Here is a 12,410-nt window from a genome sequence, read left to right as displayed (position 1 = left end):
GACCAGGACCTGCGCACCATTCCATTGCCATGCCGGTCTAGATCTGCAGCATTTCCGGTAGTGAGGCCCCAGGACATTGGTGCTCGCCAAACGCCTGAAACCGGCAGCCGCTCAAGGCTGACTTGGGATGCGGGCAATCGCCTTGATTTCAAAATCGAAGCCGGCGAGCCAGGTCACGCCGACCGCCGTCCAGTTGGGGAAAGGCGGATCGCCGATCTCGGCAGATCGGACCTTCATAACGGTTTCGAACTGCGCTTCAGGATCGGTGTGAAAGGTGATGACGTCGACCACGTCGTCGAGGGTGCAACCGGCCGCGGCCAGAACAGATCTGAGATTGGCGAATGCGCGGCGCACCTGTTTCTCGAACACCGGTTCGGGCGAGCCGTCTTCGCGACTACCAACCTGCCCGGACACGAACAGCAGGTCGCCGGACCTGATCGCCGCCGAGTAGCGATGCTCGTCATAGAGGGCGTGGCGCTGGGCCGGGAAGATCGGCTCGCGTGTGGACATCGGTATCTCCTATGTGTGGTGGGAGGTGGCGTCACTTTCCGAGTGAGCGTTGAAGAAAGTCGCGGATGATGACGGCTATCGCTCGATGGTGCGTCTCCAGTGCAAAGTGGCCAGCGTCAAGCAGGTGCACCTCGGCGTTCGGCAGGTCTCGCTTGTAGGCGAGTGCTCCTGCGGGAACGAACGCAGGATCGTGACGACCCCATGCCGCCAGAAGCGGCGGATGGTGTTGGCGAAAGTACGCCTGGAAGGCCGGGTAGAGCGCGACGTTGCTGCGATAGTCCAGGATGAGATCAAGCTGTATGTCCTCCGCGCCATGACGCGCCATGTACGCGATGTCGAGCTCGTATCCGTCAGGGCCGAGCGGATCCGGATCCGCGCCTGTCCCGTATTGCCAGCTGCGGATCGTCTCAGGCGACAGCGATGCGCGACAGGCCTCGCGATTTGCTTCGGTAGGCTCGCGCCAGTAGGCCTGCCACGCGCCCCATTCGTCACTAAAGCCCTCCTCGTAGGCGTTTCCGTTCTGAGAGATGATTGCGGTGATGCGATCCGGGTTCTTCATGGCGAGCCGCAGGCCGATCGGCGCTCCATAGTCGAATATGTAGATGGCGAAACGGTCTAGCCCGATCGCATCGATGAACGCCTCGATCACCACGGCCAGGTCGTCGAAGCTGTAGTTGAATGCGCCGCGCTCGGGTGCCCGCGTCTGGCCGAATCCGGGCAGGTCGGGCGCGATGATGCGGTAACGGTCCGCCAGCAGAGGAATCAAGTCCCGGAACATGTGGCTTGCCGTCGGGAAACCATGGAGTAACAGCAGGGCCGGGGCATCGACGGGGCCGGATTCCCGATAGAAGACCTCGACGGCCCCGACCCGTTGGGTGCGATAGCGAACGCTCGACATCTGTCTGCCCTTTATGACTGAGGCGATGGTGCCGGCAAGCTGCACTTGGCCGACCCGTCGGCGTGTTGAATCCTAGGCGAGCGCGCCCGCGTCGGCGTTGAGGATCGTGCCGGTGATCACGCTCGCAGCCGGGCTTGCCAAGAACACGACCGCATTGGCGATCTCGCGCGGCTCAGCGTAGCGCCCCAGCGACGTCATGCCCCGCTGGAAGTCGGCTGTGTTGCCGTCTGCGGGATTCGCATCCGTGTCGGTCGAGCCGGGCTGCACCAGGTTGACAGTGATGCCGCTCGGCCCGAGCTCGCGGGACAGGCCGCGGGTGAACGAGGTCAGCGCTGCCTTCGAGACGGCGTAGGCCGTCACGCCCGGAAATGGAACGCGCTCGGCGAGACCAGAGCCGATGGTGACGATGCGGCCCCCTGCGCGAAGGTGCGGGATGACAGTCTTGGCGAACAGCATCGGCGCGCGGACGTTGACGTCCATCAGCTTCTGGTACTCGCCGAGGTCCAGCTCCGCAATCGACCCATAATAGCCGATCGCCGCGCTGTTGATGAGGATGTCGATGCCGCCATGCTCGGTCACCGCGTTGTCGACGGCGCGCGTGATCGCCTCGGGGTCGGCGCTGTCGGCCTGGATGGCGACGGCACGACGTCCGGTCGCCCTGATCGACGCAGCTACTGCCTGGGCCTTCTTGGCGGAGTTCTGATAGGTGAACGCGACGTCGGCGCCGTTCTCGGCGAGCGCCAGCGCGATCGCGGCACCGATTCCCCGCGATCCACCGGCCACGAGGGCTCGCTTTCCACTCAGATCGATCATTCTATTTCCTTTCTCCATCCTAAAGTCGGCCGCTCCGGAGCGCGTGAAGCCGCGACGGGAGCACATGTTCAACTTATTTTGGGGAGGGGCCTTCGCCTTGCTTAGTGGCGAAACCTGCCGAGCTGTGTTGCAGGGGATGGAACGCCGCGATCGGACGCTTGAGGAACAGCGGGTGATCGACGACCTGATACCGCTGCTTCAGCAGAACGGGGTGGATCAATGTGGCTCCGCACCGGACCCGACGGCGACCCGGCTTGGGGCGGGTTCCTGGTCGAGAATCTCGATCAGGCGCGCAGCAGCTTCACAGGGGTCCAAAGCGTTCGCGCCCGTCTCTTCGTTACTCTTGGAATATTCTGCAAGCCGCCTGCCGTACAGTTTGCGCTGCTCAGGGCCCATGTTATTGGCGGCGCTCATTAGAGCATCGGACGTCGTCAATACATCACCGCCTTGGATGCGGCCCATCGATACCGTCGTGACGTGCACGCCGAACGGCTTGAGGTCGGCCCGGTAAGCGGACACGAGCGCCTCGAGCGCCGCGTTAGATGCTGCTGCAAGCCCACAAAAGGTAGCTGGGGTACTGCTTCTCGCGTCGATGATTTGGACGATCTGGCCGCGCGATCGGCGAAGAGCCGGCAGAAAGGCGTTGATCACGCTCATCGCACCAATGACGCTCTCCTCAAGAGCATGCCGTGCGGTATCGATTGAGACCGCTTCGAGCGGGCTCGGGGGGATGACGTGAGAATTGTTGATCAGGAGGTCGAGCCCGGCCCCGTCGAGCGCGTCCGACACGCCTTCCGCCCAAATTCTGCCTTTGGTGAATTTGGTGACATCGCTCACCGCGAGGCTGACGCGCCCGCCCGCCCCAGTTCTGAGCTCCTGCACCTCGGCAGCAGACGCTGCAGTTCCGAAGACGATACAGCCTCGGGCGGCGTAGCCCAACGCGAGCTCGCGACCGAGACCGGTACCGGCTCCGGTGATCACGACCGAATACCGGTGACGTCGCGGGCGGGATGCCATAACTACCCTCCTGAATTGCAGCGCCAGCTTTCCGACGATGCTCCTGGCGACGAGAGCGACTTCATTGCCAAGGGGCTCGATCGAGCGCCTCGTTGCAGCGGAGTCCTGCGAGGCGGTGCTCATTTGAAAAGTGATACGTGAGAGCCCGCCCAGGACCGCACTAGCCTCCTGGATCTTGGCCGCAACTGTCGTCGGATCACCTACTAGGAACGCGCCTTCAGGCCCGGCCATGCTGTCGAACTGCGTGCGCGTCGGAGGTCCCTAGCCCCGCGCGCGCCCGACTGTCTCGGTGAGGTGGGCCCAGCCGGGAAGAAGGCGCCGCAGGCCGCCACTCCTGCGCAGCGAGCTGCACCTTTAGCTCGCCGGTTTCTTCGGCGGCGCAGGGAGCGGGTCGCGCAAGGCGCATCCCGGCTCCCCCATTCATTCCGATCAGACGCCTGCCGACTGTTCGTTAGGCACTGGTGTGTTCAGCAACTGCTGCTCCCACAGGTAGGCGACGCCGCTGCCGCCAACGTGATCGATCATGACCTGCGTCAGCGGACCGGCCGTCTTGAGACGCGCCCAGTCGCGCTGCCATTCGGCCGCGAGGGCCAACCAAGTCATCATGTTGATGCCGGCCCCGATCATGCGCTGAATGGCGACCTCGTGGGCCTCAACCGAGGTGCCTCCTGATGCGTCGGTGATCACTGTCACATCCCAGCCTTCGCCCGCGGCCTGGATCGCCGGCATGGCGACGCAGACTTCTGTCCAGAGGCCCGCTATGATCAGCTGCTTCCGTCCCGTCGCTTTCACAGCTTCTACGACGGCCTTGTCTTCCCAAGTGTTGATGAAGGTGCGGTCGATCACCTTCTGGTCCGGGAAGACGTCGGTGACATGCTTGAAGATCAGTCCGCCCCGCCCCGCAATGACGCTCGTCAGGATCGTTGGGACGCCGAAGACCTTGGCGGTCTTGGCTAGTGCAGTTGTGTTATTCACTACTGCCTGAGGATCATGGCTGTTCAGGTTGGCGAGCTGGTAGGGCTGATGGTCGATCAGAACCAATACCGAATCCTCCGGTCGAAGGAGGGAACCGAGACCTTGGCGAAAACTCATGGCAATTCCTTTCCTGCAGAAGCGCTCATTTGTCGCGATTTGCAGCGCACCGCGCATGTTCGAATGCCATTGCATTTCTCATGCGTATAGTTTCAAGAAGTGCTGTGCTGAGTTGCGGATCGGGGAACGCACGTGGATATTGAGGAACTTCGGACATTTGTCGAGGTCGCCGATGCTGGAAGCGTCACGGCAGCTGCGCTTCGTCTTGGCGTTTCCAAGTCGATCGTCAGTCGGCGTTTGGCCAGGCTGGAGGCGGACCTAGGTATCCAATTGCTCGCACGTACCACTCGAGGTGCTGGCCTGACGGAAGCTGGAATACCGTTTCGCGAACACGCCGCGAAGGTTTGCGCAGAGATCGACAATGCTCGAGAAACGATCCTGCCAGCGGGCAAACTACGTGGCAACTTGCGGATCGCCGCTCCGCTGACCTTCGGCCCGACACACTTCGCGCCCGTGGTCGCGGAACTGGCGCGCCTCAATCCTGAGCTGCAGGTTCGCGCTTCCTACACGGACCGTTTCGTTGATCTGATCGCGGAAGGGTTTGATTGCGCCATCAGGATCGGTCACCTCGTCGATTCGAACCTGCTTGCCAGGAAAGTTGGATACACGCCAGCCGTATATGTGGCAACGCCTGAATACATCGAGCGTCATGGTGCTCCAGAAACGCCAGTAGAATTCGAAACTCACGACGTTGTCATGCAAGGGACTGAGACCTGGCTGGCACTTGATGGCGACAAGCTGATTACACTTAGGCCGAAAGGGCGCTTTAAAGCGGACAACGCCGTCGCTCTCGTCGCCGCCGCTCTTGCGGGAATCGGGCTTGCAGGTATTCCGAAGGAACTTATCATCGGGCATCTTGAGTCCGGCGCCTTGGTTCCGGTGATGAAGAAGTATCCGCCCCCAACCTTGGGCATCTACGTGGTGCGTCCGGCCGGCCATCATCCAGCCCGAAAGGTGCGGGTGCTGACTGAAATGATGGTTGAATGCTGCGAGAGCCTCTGCAGGGGAATCATGCTGAGGGAAGCTCAACAAGCGCGGTAGCAAGCGAACACACCTGTTAGTGTTGCGAAAACTGCGACACAGACCGACAGCAAACGACGCTATCGTCACCCGTGCCCGAAGGGCACTATCGAGCCGGAGCGCACTTGCCAATTTGCAGGCGCAAGGAGGCTGGATGAGCATCGAAAGGCGGCGCGTCACTTTCAAGAACGATGTTCGAACGATCGTCGCGCACCTCCGCTTACCAGATCGCTTCTCCGAGCAAAAAGGCCATCCGGCCGTGGTGATCGTTGGCCCTGGCAGCAGCGTACAGGAACAGGCGGGTGCCGTTTACGCAGAGAAGCTGGCTGCCAAGGGCTATCTGACTGTCTTCGATCCCTCGTTCCAGGGCGAGAGCGAAGGCCAACCCCGAGACACCGAGAACCCGGCAGTGCGCGTCGAGGATATCCGCTGCGCGATCGACTTCCTCGTGACGCTGCCCTTCGTCGCCGAGGAGGCGATCGGTCTACTTGGCATCTGCGCGGGCGGCGGCTACGCGATCAACGCCGCTTTGATTGAGCGCCGCTTTAAGGCAGTGGGCACCGTCGTAGCCAACGACATCGGATCGGCGTTCCGGCGCATGCAGACGAAGGCCTCAGCGGTGGAGGACATGCTTGCGGCCGACTTATTGCGCCTTCCGCCCCACAGGTCGGCTTATGGCCCAAAATGGACCGACTTGCGCCGCCCTCCGATTGTCGCGTTCTGCCCTTAGCGCGGTGCTAGCAAAAATGGGCGAAACTGGGCAGTCATGCGCTCGCTGTTGGCAGCGAGATCCTTGTTTTCGGGAGAGCCGATAACGGACGTCTCTCGATCGATGAAGCCAAGACAATTGCAAGGCCCGCGACAGCCACGCCTGCAAAAACGTCCACGAAGTAGTGTCTCCGAGCAGGGGTGTTGCGGCTAAGGTGGCAATGGCCTGCCTTCGACGTTGCAAGATCTCGGGACTTACAGGCTCTAATCCGGTGGTTCCAGTCGAGTTATTTGTTGCTCGCGCGGGCTGGAGACTATCGCTTGACTGAGCGGCGACTTCGCTTTGACGGGCGAGGGAGCTTCGCTGGAAGTCACACATCCACTCAAAAACAGCGAGGTAGCCGAGAGCCAGGCCATCGCCGAGGCGGGTGCTCGAAACTGATGCGCCATTATCTTCAAGATTTCCAGGTTTCGGATGGGCGAAGTGACATGCTACGTCTTCGCTCGAAGGTTGCGGAGGTTTAAGCCGTAACCGATACGCGGACAATAGTTGAAATGGTGGCGGGCCGTGCCAGCGACGCCATTGGACCATCGCTAAGGCGGCCGGCGGTAGGTCCGGGCAGTTGAGGAGTATGGCTATCGGTTCTTGACTCGCCCTTCAATATCTACGAGGCGATGATTGAGATGTGAGCGCATAATTGTCCTCAATTTCAGCTGCGCGCTCCTCGTCCTTCGCAAAGACATACAGGAGATAACCATCAACTTCGCTGAACGGGCTTACCGCGAACGATGAGTGCCATTCGTGGCTGTATCGCTTGGTCCTGAATGGCGGTAATTTTCATGCTTCTCAATTGGAGCGCCGAAACCGGCCCACAGAACGGGCTATTGCCGTTTAACCACACAGGCATCCACCGCATAAGCGCACTGCTCACCTGCCGTTAGAACACCCCCGGTTGGGCCGGAGTAATTCACGGATGAAACTACGCCGCCTGCGAAGACGATATTGATCTTGCAAAAGCGCCTCGAGCTGACCGCGGTGGCACTGTAACGATCGCCGCTGATGTTAGCGACCTGCATGCCGTTCCCGGAATCATAGCCCCAGACTTCGGTGCTGCCTTCAGCCGCCTTGTTTAATGGTGCACCCATGCATGCAAGCACTCGTTCCTTTGACATGCCCACCATTTGCGTGCGCGCATCCTGCGCGACTTCCGCTCGTTGGAACGCGCAACCAGCCAATGCGGCGCCCATTAAAACTATCGCTAACCTATGCATAAGTCCCCCACTCCCAGACCCATCCAACCGCAACCATTGCGCGAGGGCAAGAGAAACGCAGTGCAACAATCGATGGGGATTGGCTCGGCCTGTCACTGAGGGTCAAAAGTGACCTTCCATGCGCGGCGGGGCGCTTCGCCCCAACCTTATTAAGCGGAAAATGAATACCGAGATCGGATAGCAGCTAGCGCTCCGCCAGTTGACGAGCCCGATAGGCTTTGATCGTCGCTTCGCTCACATCGGTCGGGTAGCAGAGCGGAGCTGCGCCACCCGGCCGGCTGTACGCGCTTCGACTACCGCAGGCGCGACCGTTGCGCATCCTGTCATCGGGGCAAGCGCATGATTTCCCGCGGGCATGATAGGCGCGCCGACTCTCCGCCACGATCACCGCTGCGATCGCGGCCGCTGTAAGTACGGCCGCCGTCTCTCTAACTTTGGACTCGTTTGGTGTTGCAGATGGCGTTGGCGGCACTGGCGCGGCTTGGCGTGGCGCCGGCTGCTGGATCTGCGGTCTAACGTCGAGCGGAGCTGGCGCCTTCACCAACGGCGTCCTGGAAGGTTCTGGGCGCGGTTCTGGTCTTGGTGGCACCTGAGCGGTGGCGGGCAGTTGGGCGAACGTAGCAGGCGCGGACGGCGGAGCGGCGGGACGGCTGACGACGTATGCCAGCAGCCCAATCGCAATCGCTAAAAACGCGTATCCGCGCATCTCCGAGCCCCCCTCCACGACGGGAGCGTTTCGCAACTTTCGCGAGAGATCAAGAGGGGGTTCCTGCTCGCAAGCCTTTGCGTCCTCGATGCGATGCCGAGCTCGGCTGTTGTCCGCGCCTACCGCCGCGAGGAGAGAGAACGAAAACCGAATCTGCGTGTCAAAAACGTGCCGCTATCGGCGCATTCTCATGCATGTTTCTGCATTTATACTCAACGACGCCCAACGCGCCGTCTTTCCAAGGGGAAAGATGGTGCTGCCAGACAGGATTGAACTAAGGCTGCAATCCTGCTTGCTATTGATTTTATTGGTAATTTCGGCCCGACGATCTGTTTTTGTGTGGCACTCTTGCGTGGCGCTTAGTCTCTGAAGAGTACCATAACCGTACAAGCGGATTCCACTGTGTTGGCGCGCCTTTCAACATGGCCGGATGTGGGCTGCGGCGCCGGAATGGGGCCGCCTTATCAACATGCGTCCTGCCTGAGTAGCGCGCGACTGAGGCCGAGTCAGAGCGGAAACTTATCAGCGCGGCGGCTGAAGCGTGAGGCGCCAACGGCTATGGGTAACGACCGAACTCTGGCGAACAGCAACCACCATCGGCATGCCCCGGTCCGCGCAGATGTTACCCTGCCGAAGCTTTGTGACAATCTCCGTGGGCTCTCCTGCTTGCCATTGTGAGCCTCCCTTCATGGCCAAAACATACTCGGTGTGGATCCGCCCACTACTGAATAGGTGCGAGTAATGAGAACGCGACGTAGCCGATCTCTTTGCCATCTCTCGCTACGAGCGCCCACCCGTCACTGTTTTTGACCATCGAAACCAGTGTTCCGGCAGGAAGCTTCTGGACGATGACTCCAGCGGAATTTGCGCTCTCAAAGACGTGCGCTGCGCTGGCGCTGACCACGACATGCGTCGGCTTCATCGGGATGGAGGCGGCGTCGAGCTTCGGGGAAGCTGTTTTTGCTGCGAGCACTTCGGCCTTGTTGGTGAGGGCAAAGTTGTTGCCCACGATCGAGCGTTTTTCTCACGCATGATGCACCACAATGGCTTAAATTGAGCGGGTTGTCATGGCTGCCGTCGCGGCGGCCGCCTCTGTGCCTTCCTCGCTGATCTGGATCTCAGTTTTCTGGACTATCCGAGACAAATGTTGAGGCGTGTTGGAAAAGCGGCTCCCGCTCCGACGATGCGCATGACCGGGGCGTGCGGGTCGAGCGGCGGTTCGGGCGACGCGGCGACGCCTCCGAGATTCTCCGCCGCAAACTGGCTTCGGTTGTTGGCTGAGATTTCACGAAACTAAAAGGACATGGAAGACCGTCAGGAGTGACGACGATGCTTGACGAAGAGCTTGCCCGCATCCGCGCGCATCGCAACAACATTCACCGCTATCGACGGCTTGAGCGAACGATGCTGTCTGATCTCGAGCGTCAGTTCGTCGAACGGCGCCTTGCCGAGGAGCAAGCCGCCCTCGAGGCGCTGACGTCCAGGACATTTCCCGTTACATTGTCCATGCCGAGAGGATCGACCAGGCCGTCGAACATGGGGGCCGCCTCATGATAGGGATCCGAGCCCTTCTGATCCGCGGCAGCGAGAAGGTCATCCATCACTACCATCTGCTGCTGGCTCGCGCAAAAACTGACGAGGAGCGCGAACTCTATCTGGGCCGCATCGAGCGAGAACATCGCGTTCTCGATCAGCTTCAGTGCAGTTTCTCGGAGCGTTCCTTGGCATGACCTGTCAGAAGGACAACGATCAATTCGCCAATTTCGACCTCTTGCTGAAGCGTCGTGGGCGCGGCAGATGGAAGTGGTCCGTCTCCGCGGCTAGTGGCGAGCCCGTAATATCCGGCTCGGAATGCACGCGCGCGGGCGCGCGGTACAAGGCGGAACGCGCCTTGTTCCTTCTGATGTGCGCGAGCGCCTCGCGAAGGCAGTCAACCGATGATCCAGCTCGCGACCAAGCCGGCCGTTGCCGCGAATATCGCCGAGACGGTCAACCAGCCAAGCGCCTTCATTCCGGCGCTGTTGACTTCGCTGCCCATCAGTCGGTGATCGCTCGTCATCAGGAGGATTAGAAGCAACAATGGCGGCGTCGAGAAGCCCTGCACGATGCCCGAATAAATCAGCGCCTTCATGGGATTGAAGCCAAGGAAATTGAGCAGGACGGCCGCAGCCGTGAAGCCGGCGATGGCGAGGTAGAATTGGTGGGCTTCCTTGGGGCGTACGTTGAGCGAGCTCTTCCAACCGAGGGTCTGGCAGAGATCATAGGCCGCGCCCGTGGTCATGACGGGGACCGCGAGGAACCCGACCGCGATAATTCCGATGCTGAAGAGCGCGGAGGCGGCATTGCCGGCCAAGGGTTTCAATGCCTCAGCGGCTTGTGCCGCGGTGCTGATGTCGCTCTGCCCTGCCTTGTGCAGCGTCGCCCCGGTCGAAAGAATAATGAAGTACATGATGACATTCGAGAACGCCATGCCGACCAAAATGTCGCGGCGCGATTGTGCAAGCTCCGTGCCCATGCCGGCGCGTCGCGCCTGCGCGCTCATCCGACCAGCGGCAATAAGCTCCTCGACTTCGACATTGGACTGCCAGGTATAGAGATAAGCCGATAGCGTCGTGCCGATCACCGCGACCAACATCGACAGGAATTCCTTGGAAAACTGGATCTCCGGAACGAACGTGCCTCGCAGCACGGCCCATGGATCCGGCGATGCAAGGGCCGCCGATCCGACATAGGCGAACAGCGACAGAGCCAGCCAGCGGAAGACGTTGCGGATGAGCGCATACGAGCCACAGACCTGTAGCACGAGGATGATGCCCGCAATCGCCGGGACCACGATGCCATGCGGGATGGCCACGAACAGGTTGATCGTTGCAGCCATCGCGCCGATGTTCGCCCCGGCCTCGATGACGTTCCCGATCAAAACGCCGATCAGCGCCGGCCACATCAGCCATGGCGTGAAGTGTTCGCGGAGAACGGCAAACAATCCCTTACCGGCGACGCGCCCGAGCTTGGCCGACAGATAGACGACGGCGAACATCATCGGGAACGTCACGGGCGCCATCCAGAGAAATCCATAGCCAAATTGCGCGCCTGAGCTCGCGTAGGTCCCGATCGCCGAGCAGTCATCGTCCGCCGCGCCGGTTATGAGTCCGAGACCGAGGGCTCGGGAGAAATCCCTTGGTTTGTCGCTGGAATCGGGGGAATTCGTCGCATCCATGGCAGCCCTCTGATCGCTAGACGCAATCACGACAACACGACGAAGCCGGGATTTGGTCGCGTGACTCCCTTAGGAAAGGACCTCTAGGACCTCATTGCCTGGGATCGGCAATTCGCAACTGGCTGGCGCGTCGTCCAGCCCGGCGTGGCGCGATTGCGGGCACCAGTGGGGGTCTATCGCCGGCGATCCGTAACGCGAAATAAGCAACCGTCGCCCGAAGACCATCCTCCAGCGCCACACGCGGCCGCCATCCGAGTGCTTTTGTGGCGGTGTCGATGACCGGCTTGCGTCGCCTCGGATCATCCTTCGGGAGCGCCTGGAAACGCAACGGCGAGATCGAGGCCGTATGCCTCAGGACTTCACGGGCGATGGCCTCTATGGTGACTTCGTGCGGATTACCGAGATTGCAGGGGCCGGTCACCGAGCACGGGCTTTCCATCAGGAGTTGGAGACCCCGCACGAGATCGTCGACAAAACAGAAACTCCGCGTCTGCGTGCCGGCGCCATAGATCGTGATCGGTTCGCCGCGAAGAGCCTGTACGATGAAGTTGGAGACGACGCGGCCGTCGTTCTCCAGCATGCGCGGGCCGTAAGTGTTGAAGATGCGGGCGATCTTGATCTCCGTTTGGTGCATGCGATGGTAGTCGAACATCAGGGTTTCAGCAGCGCGTTTGCCCTCGTCATAGCAGGCCCGTGGGCCGATCGGATCGACGTGGCCGAGATAGGATTCCGGCTGCGGATGGACCTCGGGGTCGCCGTAGACCTCGCTTGTGGACGCTTGAAGGACGCGGGCGCCCTTTTGGCGTGCAAGCTCGAGGATGTTGATGGTGCCGAGCACGCATGTCTTCATCGTTCCGACCGGATCTCTTTGGTAATGCCTGGGGGAAGCAGGACAGGCTAGGCTGTAGATCCGATCGATGTTGTCGTCGACTTTGATAGTGTCGCGCACGTCATGCTCGACGAAGCGGAAGTTTGGGTGGTTCAGGAGCGGCCTGACATTGTCGATCGTCCCTGTAAATAGATTGTCGAGGCAGATGACGTTGTTTCCACGTTGCAAAAGCGCGTCGCAGAGATGCGAGCCTATGAAGCCTGCGCCGCCGGCGATCAGGACAGTCGGAGAGTGGCGGGAGGCGTGGATGCGGGTTTGTAATGTCATG

At 60.9% G+C, this 12,410-nt stretch carries 13 protein-coding genes; 3 read left to right on the top strand and 10 right to left on the bottom strand.

Annotated elements, in window-relative coordinates; all coding sequences use genetic code 11:
- Window positions 1-111: 111 nt before the first annotated feature.
- The 5 genes from NLM25_RS34325 to NLM25_RS34300 form a co-directional block, all read right to left on the bottom strand.
- Window positions 112-510 carry a RidA family protein gene (locus NLM25_RS34325; protein ID WP_254122233.1) on the bottom strand — a complete coding sequence of 133 codons (399 nt, stop codon included), beginning with the start codon at window positions 508-510 and terminating at the stop codon, window positions 112-114.
- A 31-nt stretch (window positions 511-541) separates the two neighbouring features.
- Entirely contained in the window at window positions 542-1,408 is an 867-nt protein-coding gene (locus NLM25_RS34320) for an alpha/beta fold hydrolase (protein ID WP_254122231.1), read from the bottom strand.
- 72 nt (window positions 1,409-1,480) lie between these two features.
- Complete coding sequence (locus NLM25_RS34315; RefSeq protein WP_254122229.1) at window positions 1,481-2,221, bottom strand: SDR family NAD(P)-dependent oxidoreductase; 741 nt, start codon at window positions 2,219-2,221, stop codon at window positions 1,481-1,483.
- Window positions 2,222-2,437: 216 nt separating this feature from the next.
- Window positions 2,438-3,238: an SDR family NAD(P)-dependent oxidoreductase gene (locus tag NLM25_RS34310; protein ID WP_254122227.1), complete on the bottom strand. Its 801-nt coding sequence runs from the start codon at window positions 3,236-3,238 to the stop codon at window positions 2,438-2,440.
- 429 nt (window positions 3,239-3,667) lie between these two features.
- Window positions 3,668-4,330, bottom strand: a complete 663-nt coding sequence (locus NLM25_RS34300) for a hydrolase (protein WP_254124573.1) — start codon at window positions 4,328-4,330, stop codon at window positions 3,668-3,670.
- Window positions 4,331-4,462: 132 nt separating this feature from the next.
- On the opposite strand from NLM25_RS34300, the gene NLM25_RS34295 reads away from it, so the two are divergent.
- A complete protein-coding gene (locus NLM25_RS34295; RefSeq protein WP_254122226.1) occupies window positions 4,463-5,371 on the top strand; it encodes a LysR family transcriptional regulator in 909 nt (302 codons plus the stop codon).
- Window positions 5,372-5,504: 133 nt separating this feature from the next.
- Window positions 5,505-6,080 carry an alpha/beta hydrolase gene (locus NLM25_RS34290; protein WP_254122225.1) on the top strand — a complete coding sequence of 192 codons (576 nt, stop codon included), beginning with the start codon at window positions 5,505-5,507 and terminating at the stop codon, window positions 6,078-6,080.
- Window positions 6,081-6,940: 860 nt separating this feature from the next.
- Here the strand turns inward: NLM25_RS34290 and NLM25_RS34285 are convergent.
- From NLM25_RS34285 to NLM25_RS34270, 3 genes are all read right to left on the bottom strand, one after another.
- On the bottom strand, window positions 6,941-7,306 hold the full coding sequence (locus NLM25_RS34285; RefSeq protein ID WP_254122224.1) for a hypothetical protein: 366 nt from the start codon (window positions 7,304-7,306) through the stop codon (window positions 6,941-6,943).
- A gap of 1,451 nt (window positions 7,307-8,757) precedes the next feature.
- Window positions 8,758-9,045 carry a hypothetical protein gene (locus NLM25_RS34280; RefSeq protein ID WP_254122222.1) on the bottom strand — a complete coding sequence of 96 codons (288 nt, stop codon included), beginning with the start codon at window positions 9,043-9,045 and terminating at the stop codon, window positions 8,758-8,760.
- 305 nt (window positions 9,046-9,350) lie between these two features.
- Complete coding sequence (locus NLM25_RS34270; RefSeq protein ID WP_254139816.1) at window positions 9,351-9,494, bottom strand: hypothetical protein; 144 nt, start codon at window positions 9,492-9,494, stop codon at window positions 9,351-9,353.
- A gap of 92 nt (window positions 9,495-9,586) precedes the next feature.
- On the opposite strand from NLM25_RS34270, the gene NLM25_RS34265 reads away from it, so the two are divergent.
- Window positions 9,587-9,766 carry a hypothetical protein gene (locus NLM25_RS34265; RefSeq protein ID WP_254122216.1) on the top strand — a complete coding sequence of 60 codons (180 nt, stop codon included), beginning with the start codon at window positions 9,587-9,589 and terminating at the stop codon, window positions 9,764-9,766.
- Window positions 9,767-9,966: 200 nt separating this feature from the next.
- Here the strand turns inward: NLM25_RS34265 and NLM25_RS34260 are convergent, their stop codons facing one another.
- Window positions 9,967-11,253 carry an NRAMP family divalent metal transporter gene (locus NLM25_RS34260; RefSeq protein ID WP_256565532.1) on the bottom strand — a complete coding sequence of 429 codons (1,287 nt, stop codon included), beginning with the start codon at window positions 11,251-11,253 and terminating at the stop codon, window positions 9,967-9,969.
- A 91-nt stretch (window positions 11,254-11,344) separates the two neighbouring features.
- Window positions 11,345-12,409, bottom strand: a complete 1,065-nt coding sequence (locus NLM25_RS34255) for a UDP-glucuronic acid decarboxylase family protein (protein ID WP_254139815.1) — start codon at window positions 12,407-12,409, stop codon at window positions 11,345-11,347.
- Between the last annotated feature and the right edge of the window lies 1 nt (window position 12,410).

The sequence above is a fragment of the Bradyrhizobium sp. CCGB01 genome, assembly GCF_024199795.1.
Taxonomy (GTDB): Bacteria; Pseudomonadota; Alphaproteobacteria; order Rhizobiales; family Xanthobacteraceae; genus Bradyrhizobium.
This window is presented reverse-complemented; position numbering and strand designations above follow the sequence as displayed.

Excerpts from the sequence above, each read along its gene's own strand:
- NLM25_RS34325 (WP_254122233.1), bottom strand. The coding sequence starts at position 510 with ATGTCCACACGCGAGCCGATCTTCCCGGCCCAGCGCCACGCCCTCTAT.
- NLM25_RS34320 (WP_254122231.1), bottom strand. The coding sequence starts at position 1,408 with ATGTCGAGCGTTCGCTATCGCACCCAACGGGTCGGGGCCGTCGAGGTC.
- NLM25_RS34315 (WP_254122229.1), bottom strand. The coding sequence starts at position 2,221 with ATGATCGATCTGAGTGGAAAGCGAGCCCTCGTGGCCGGTGGATCGCGG.
- NLM25_RS34310 (WP_254122227.1), bottom strand. The coding sequence starts at position 3,238 with ATGGCATCCCGCCCGCGACGTCACCGGTATTCGGTCGTGATCACCGGA.
- NLM25_RS34300 (WP_254124573.1), bottom strand. The coding sequence starts at position 4,330 with ATGAGTTTTCGCCAAGGTCTCGGTTCCCTCCTTCGACCGGAGGATTCG.
- NLM25_RS34290 (WP_254122225.1), top strand. The coding sequence starts at position 5,505 with ATGAGCATCGAAAGGCGGCGCGTCACTTTCAAGAACGATGTTCGAACG.
- NLM25_RS34285 (WP_254122224.1), bottom strand. The coding sequence starts at position 7,306 with ATGGGCGCCGCATTGGCTGGTTGCGCGTTCCAACGAGCGGAAGTCGCG.
- NLM25_RS34265 (WP_254122216.1), top strand. The coding sequence starts at position 9,587 with ATGATAGGGATCCGAGCCCTTCTGATCCGCGGCAGCGAGAAGGTCATC.
- NLM25_RS34260 (WP_256565532.1), bottom strand. The coding sequence starts at position 11,253 with ATGGATGCGACGAATTCCCCCGATTCCAGCGACAAACCAAGGGATTTC.
- NLM25_RS34255 (WP_254139815.1), bottom strand. The coding sequence starts at position 12,409 with ATGACATTACAAACCCGCATCCACGCCTCCCGCCACTCTCCGACTGTC.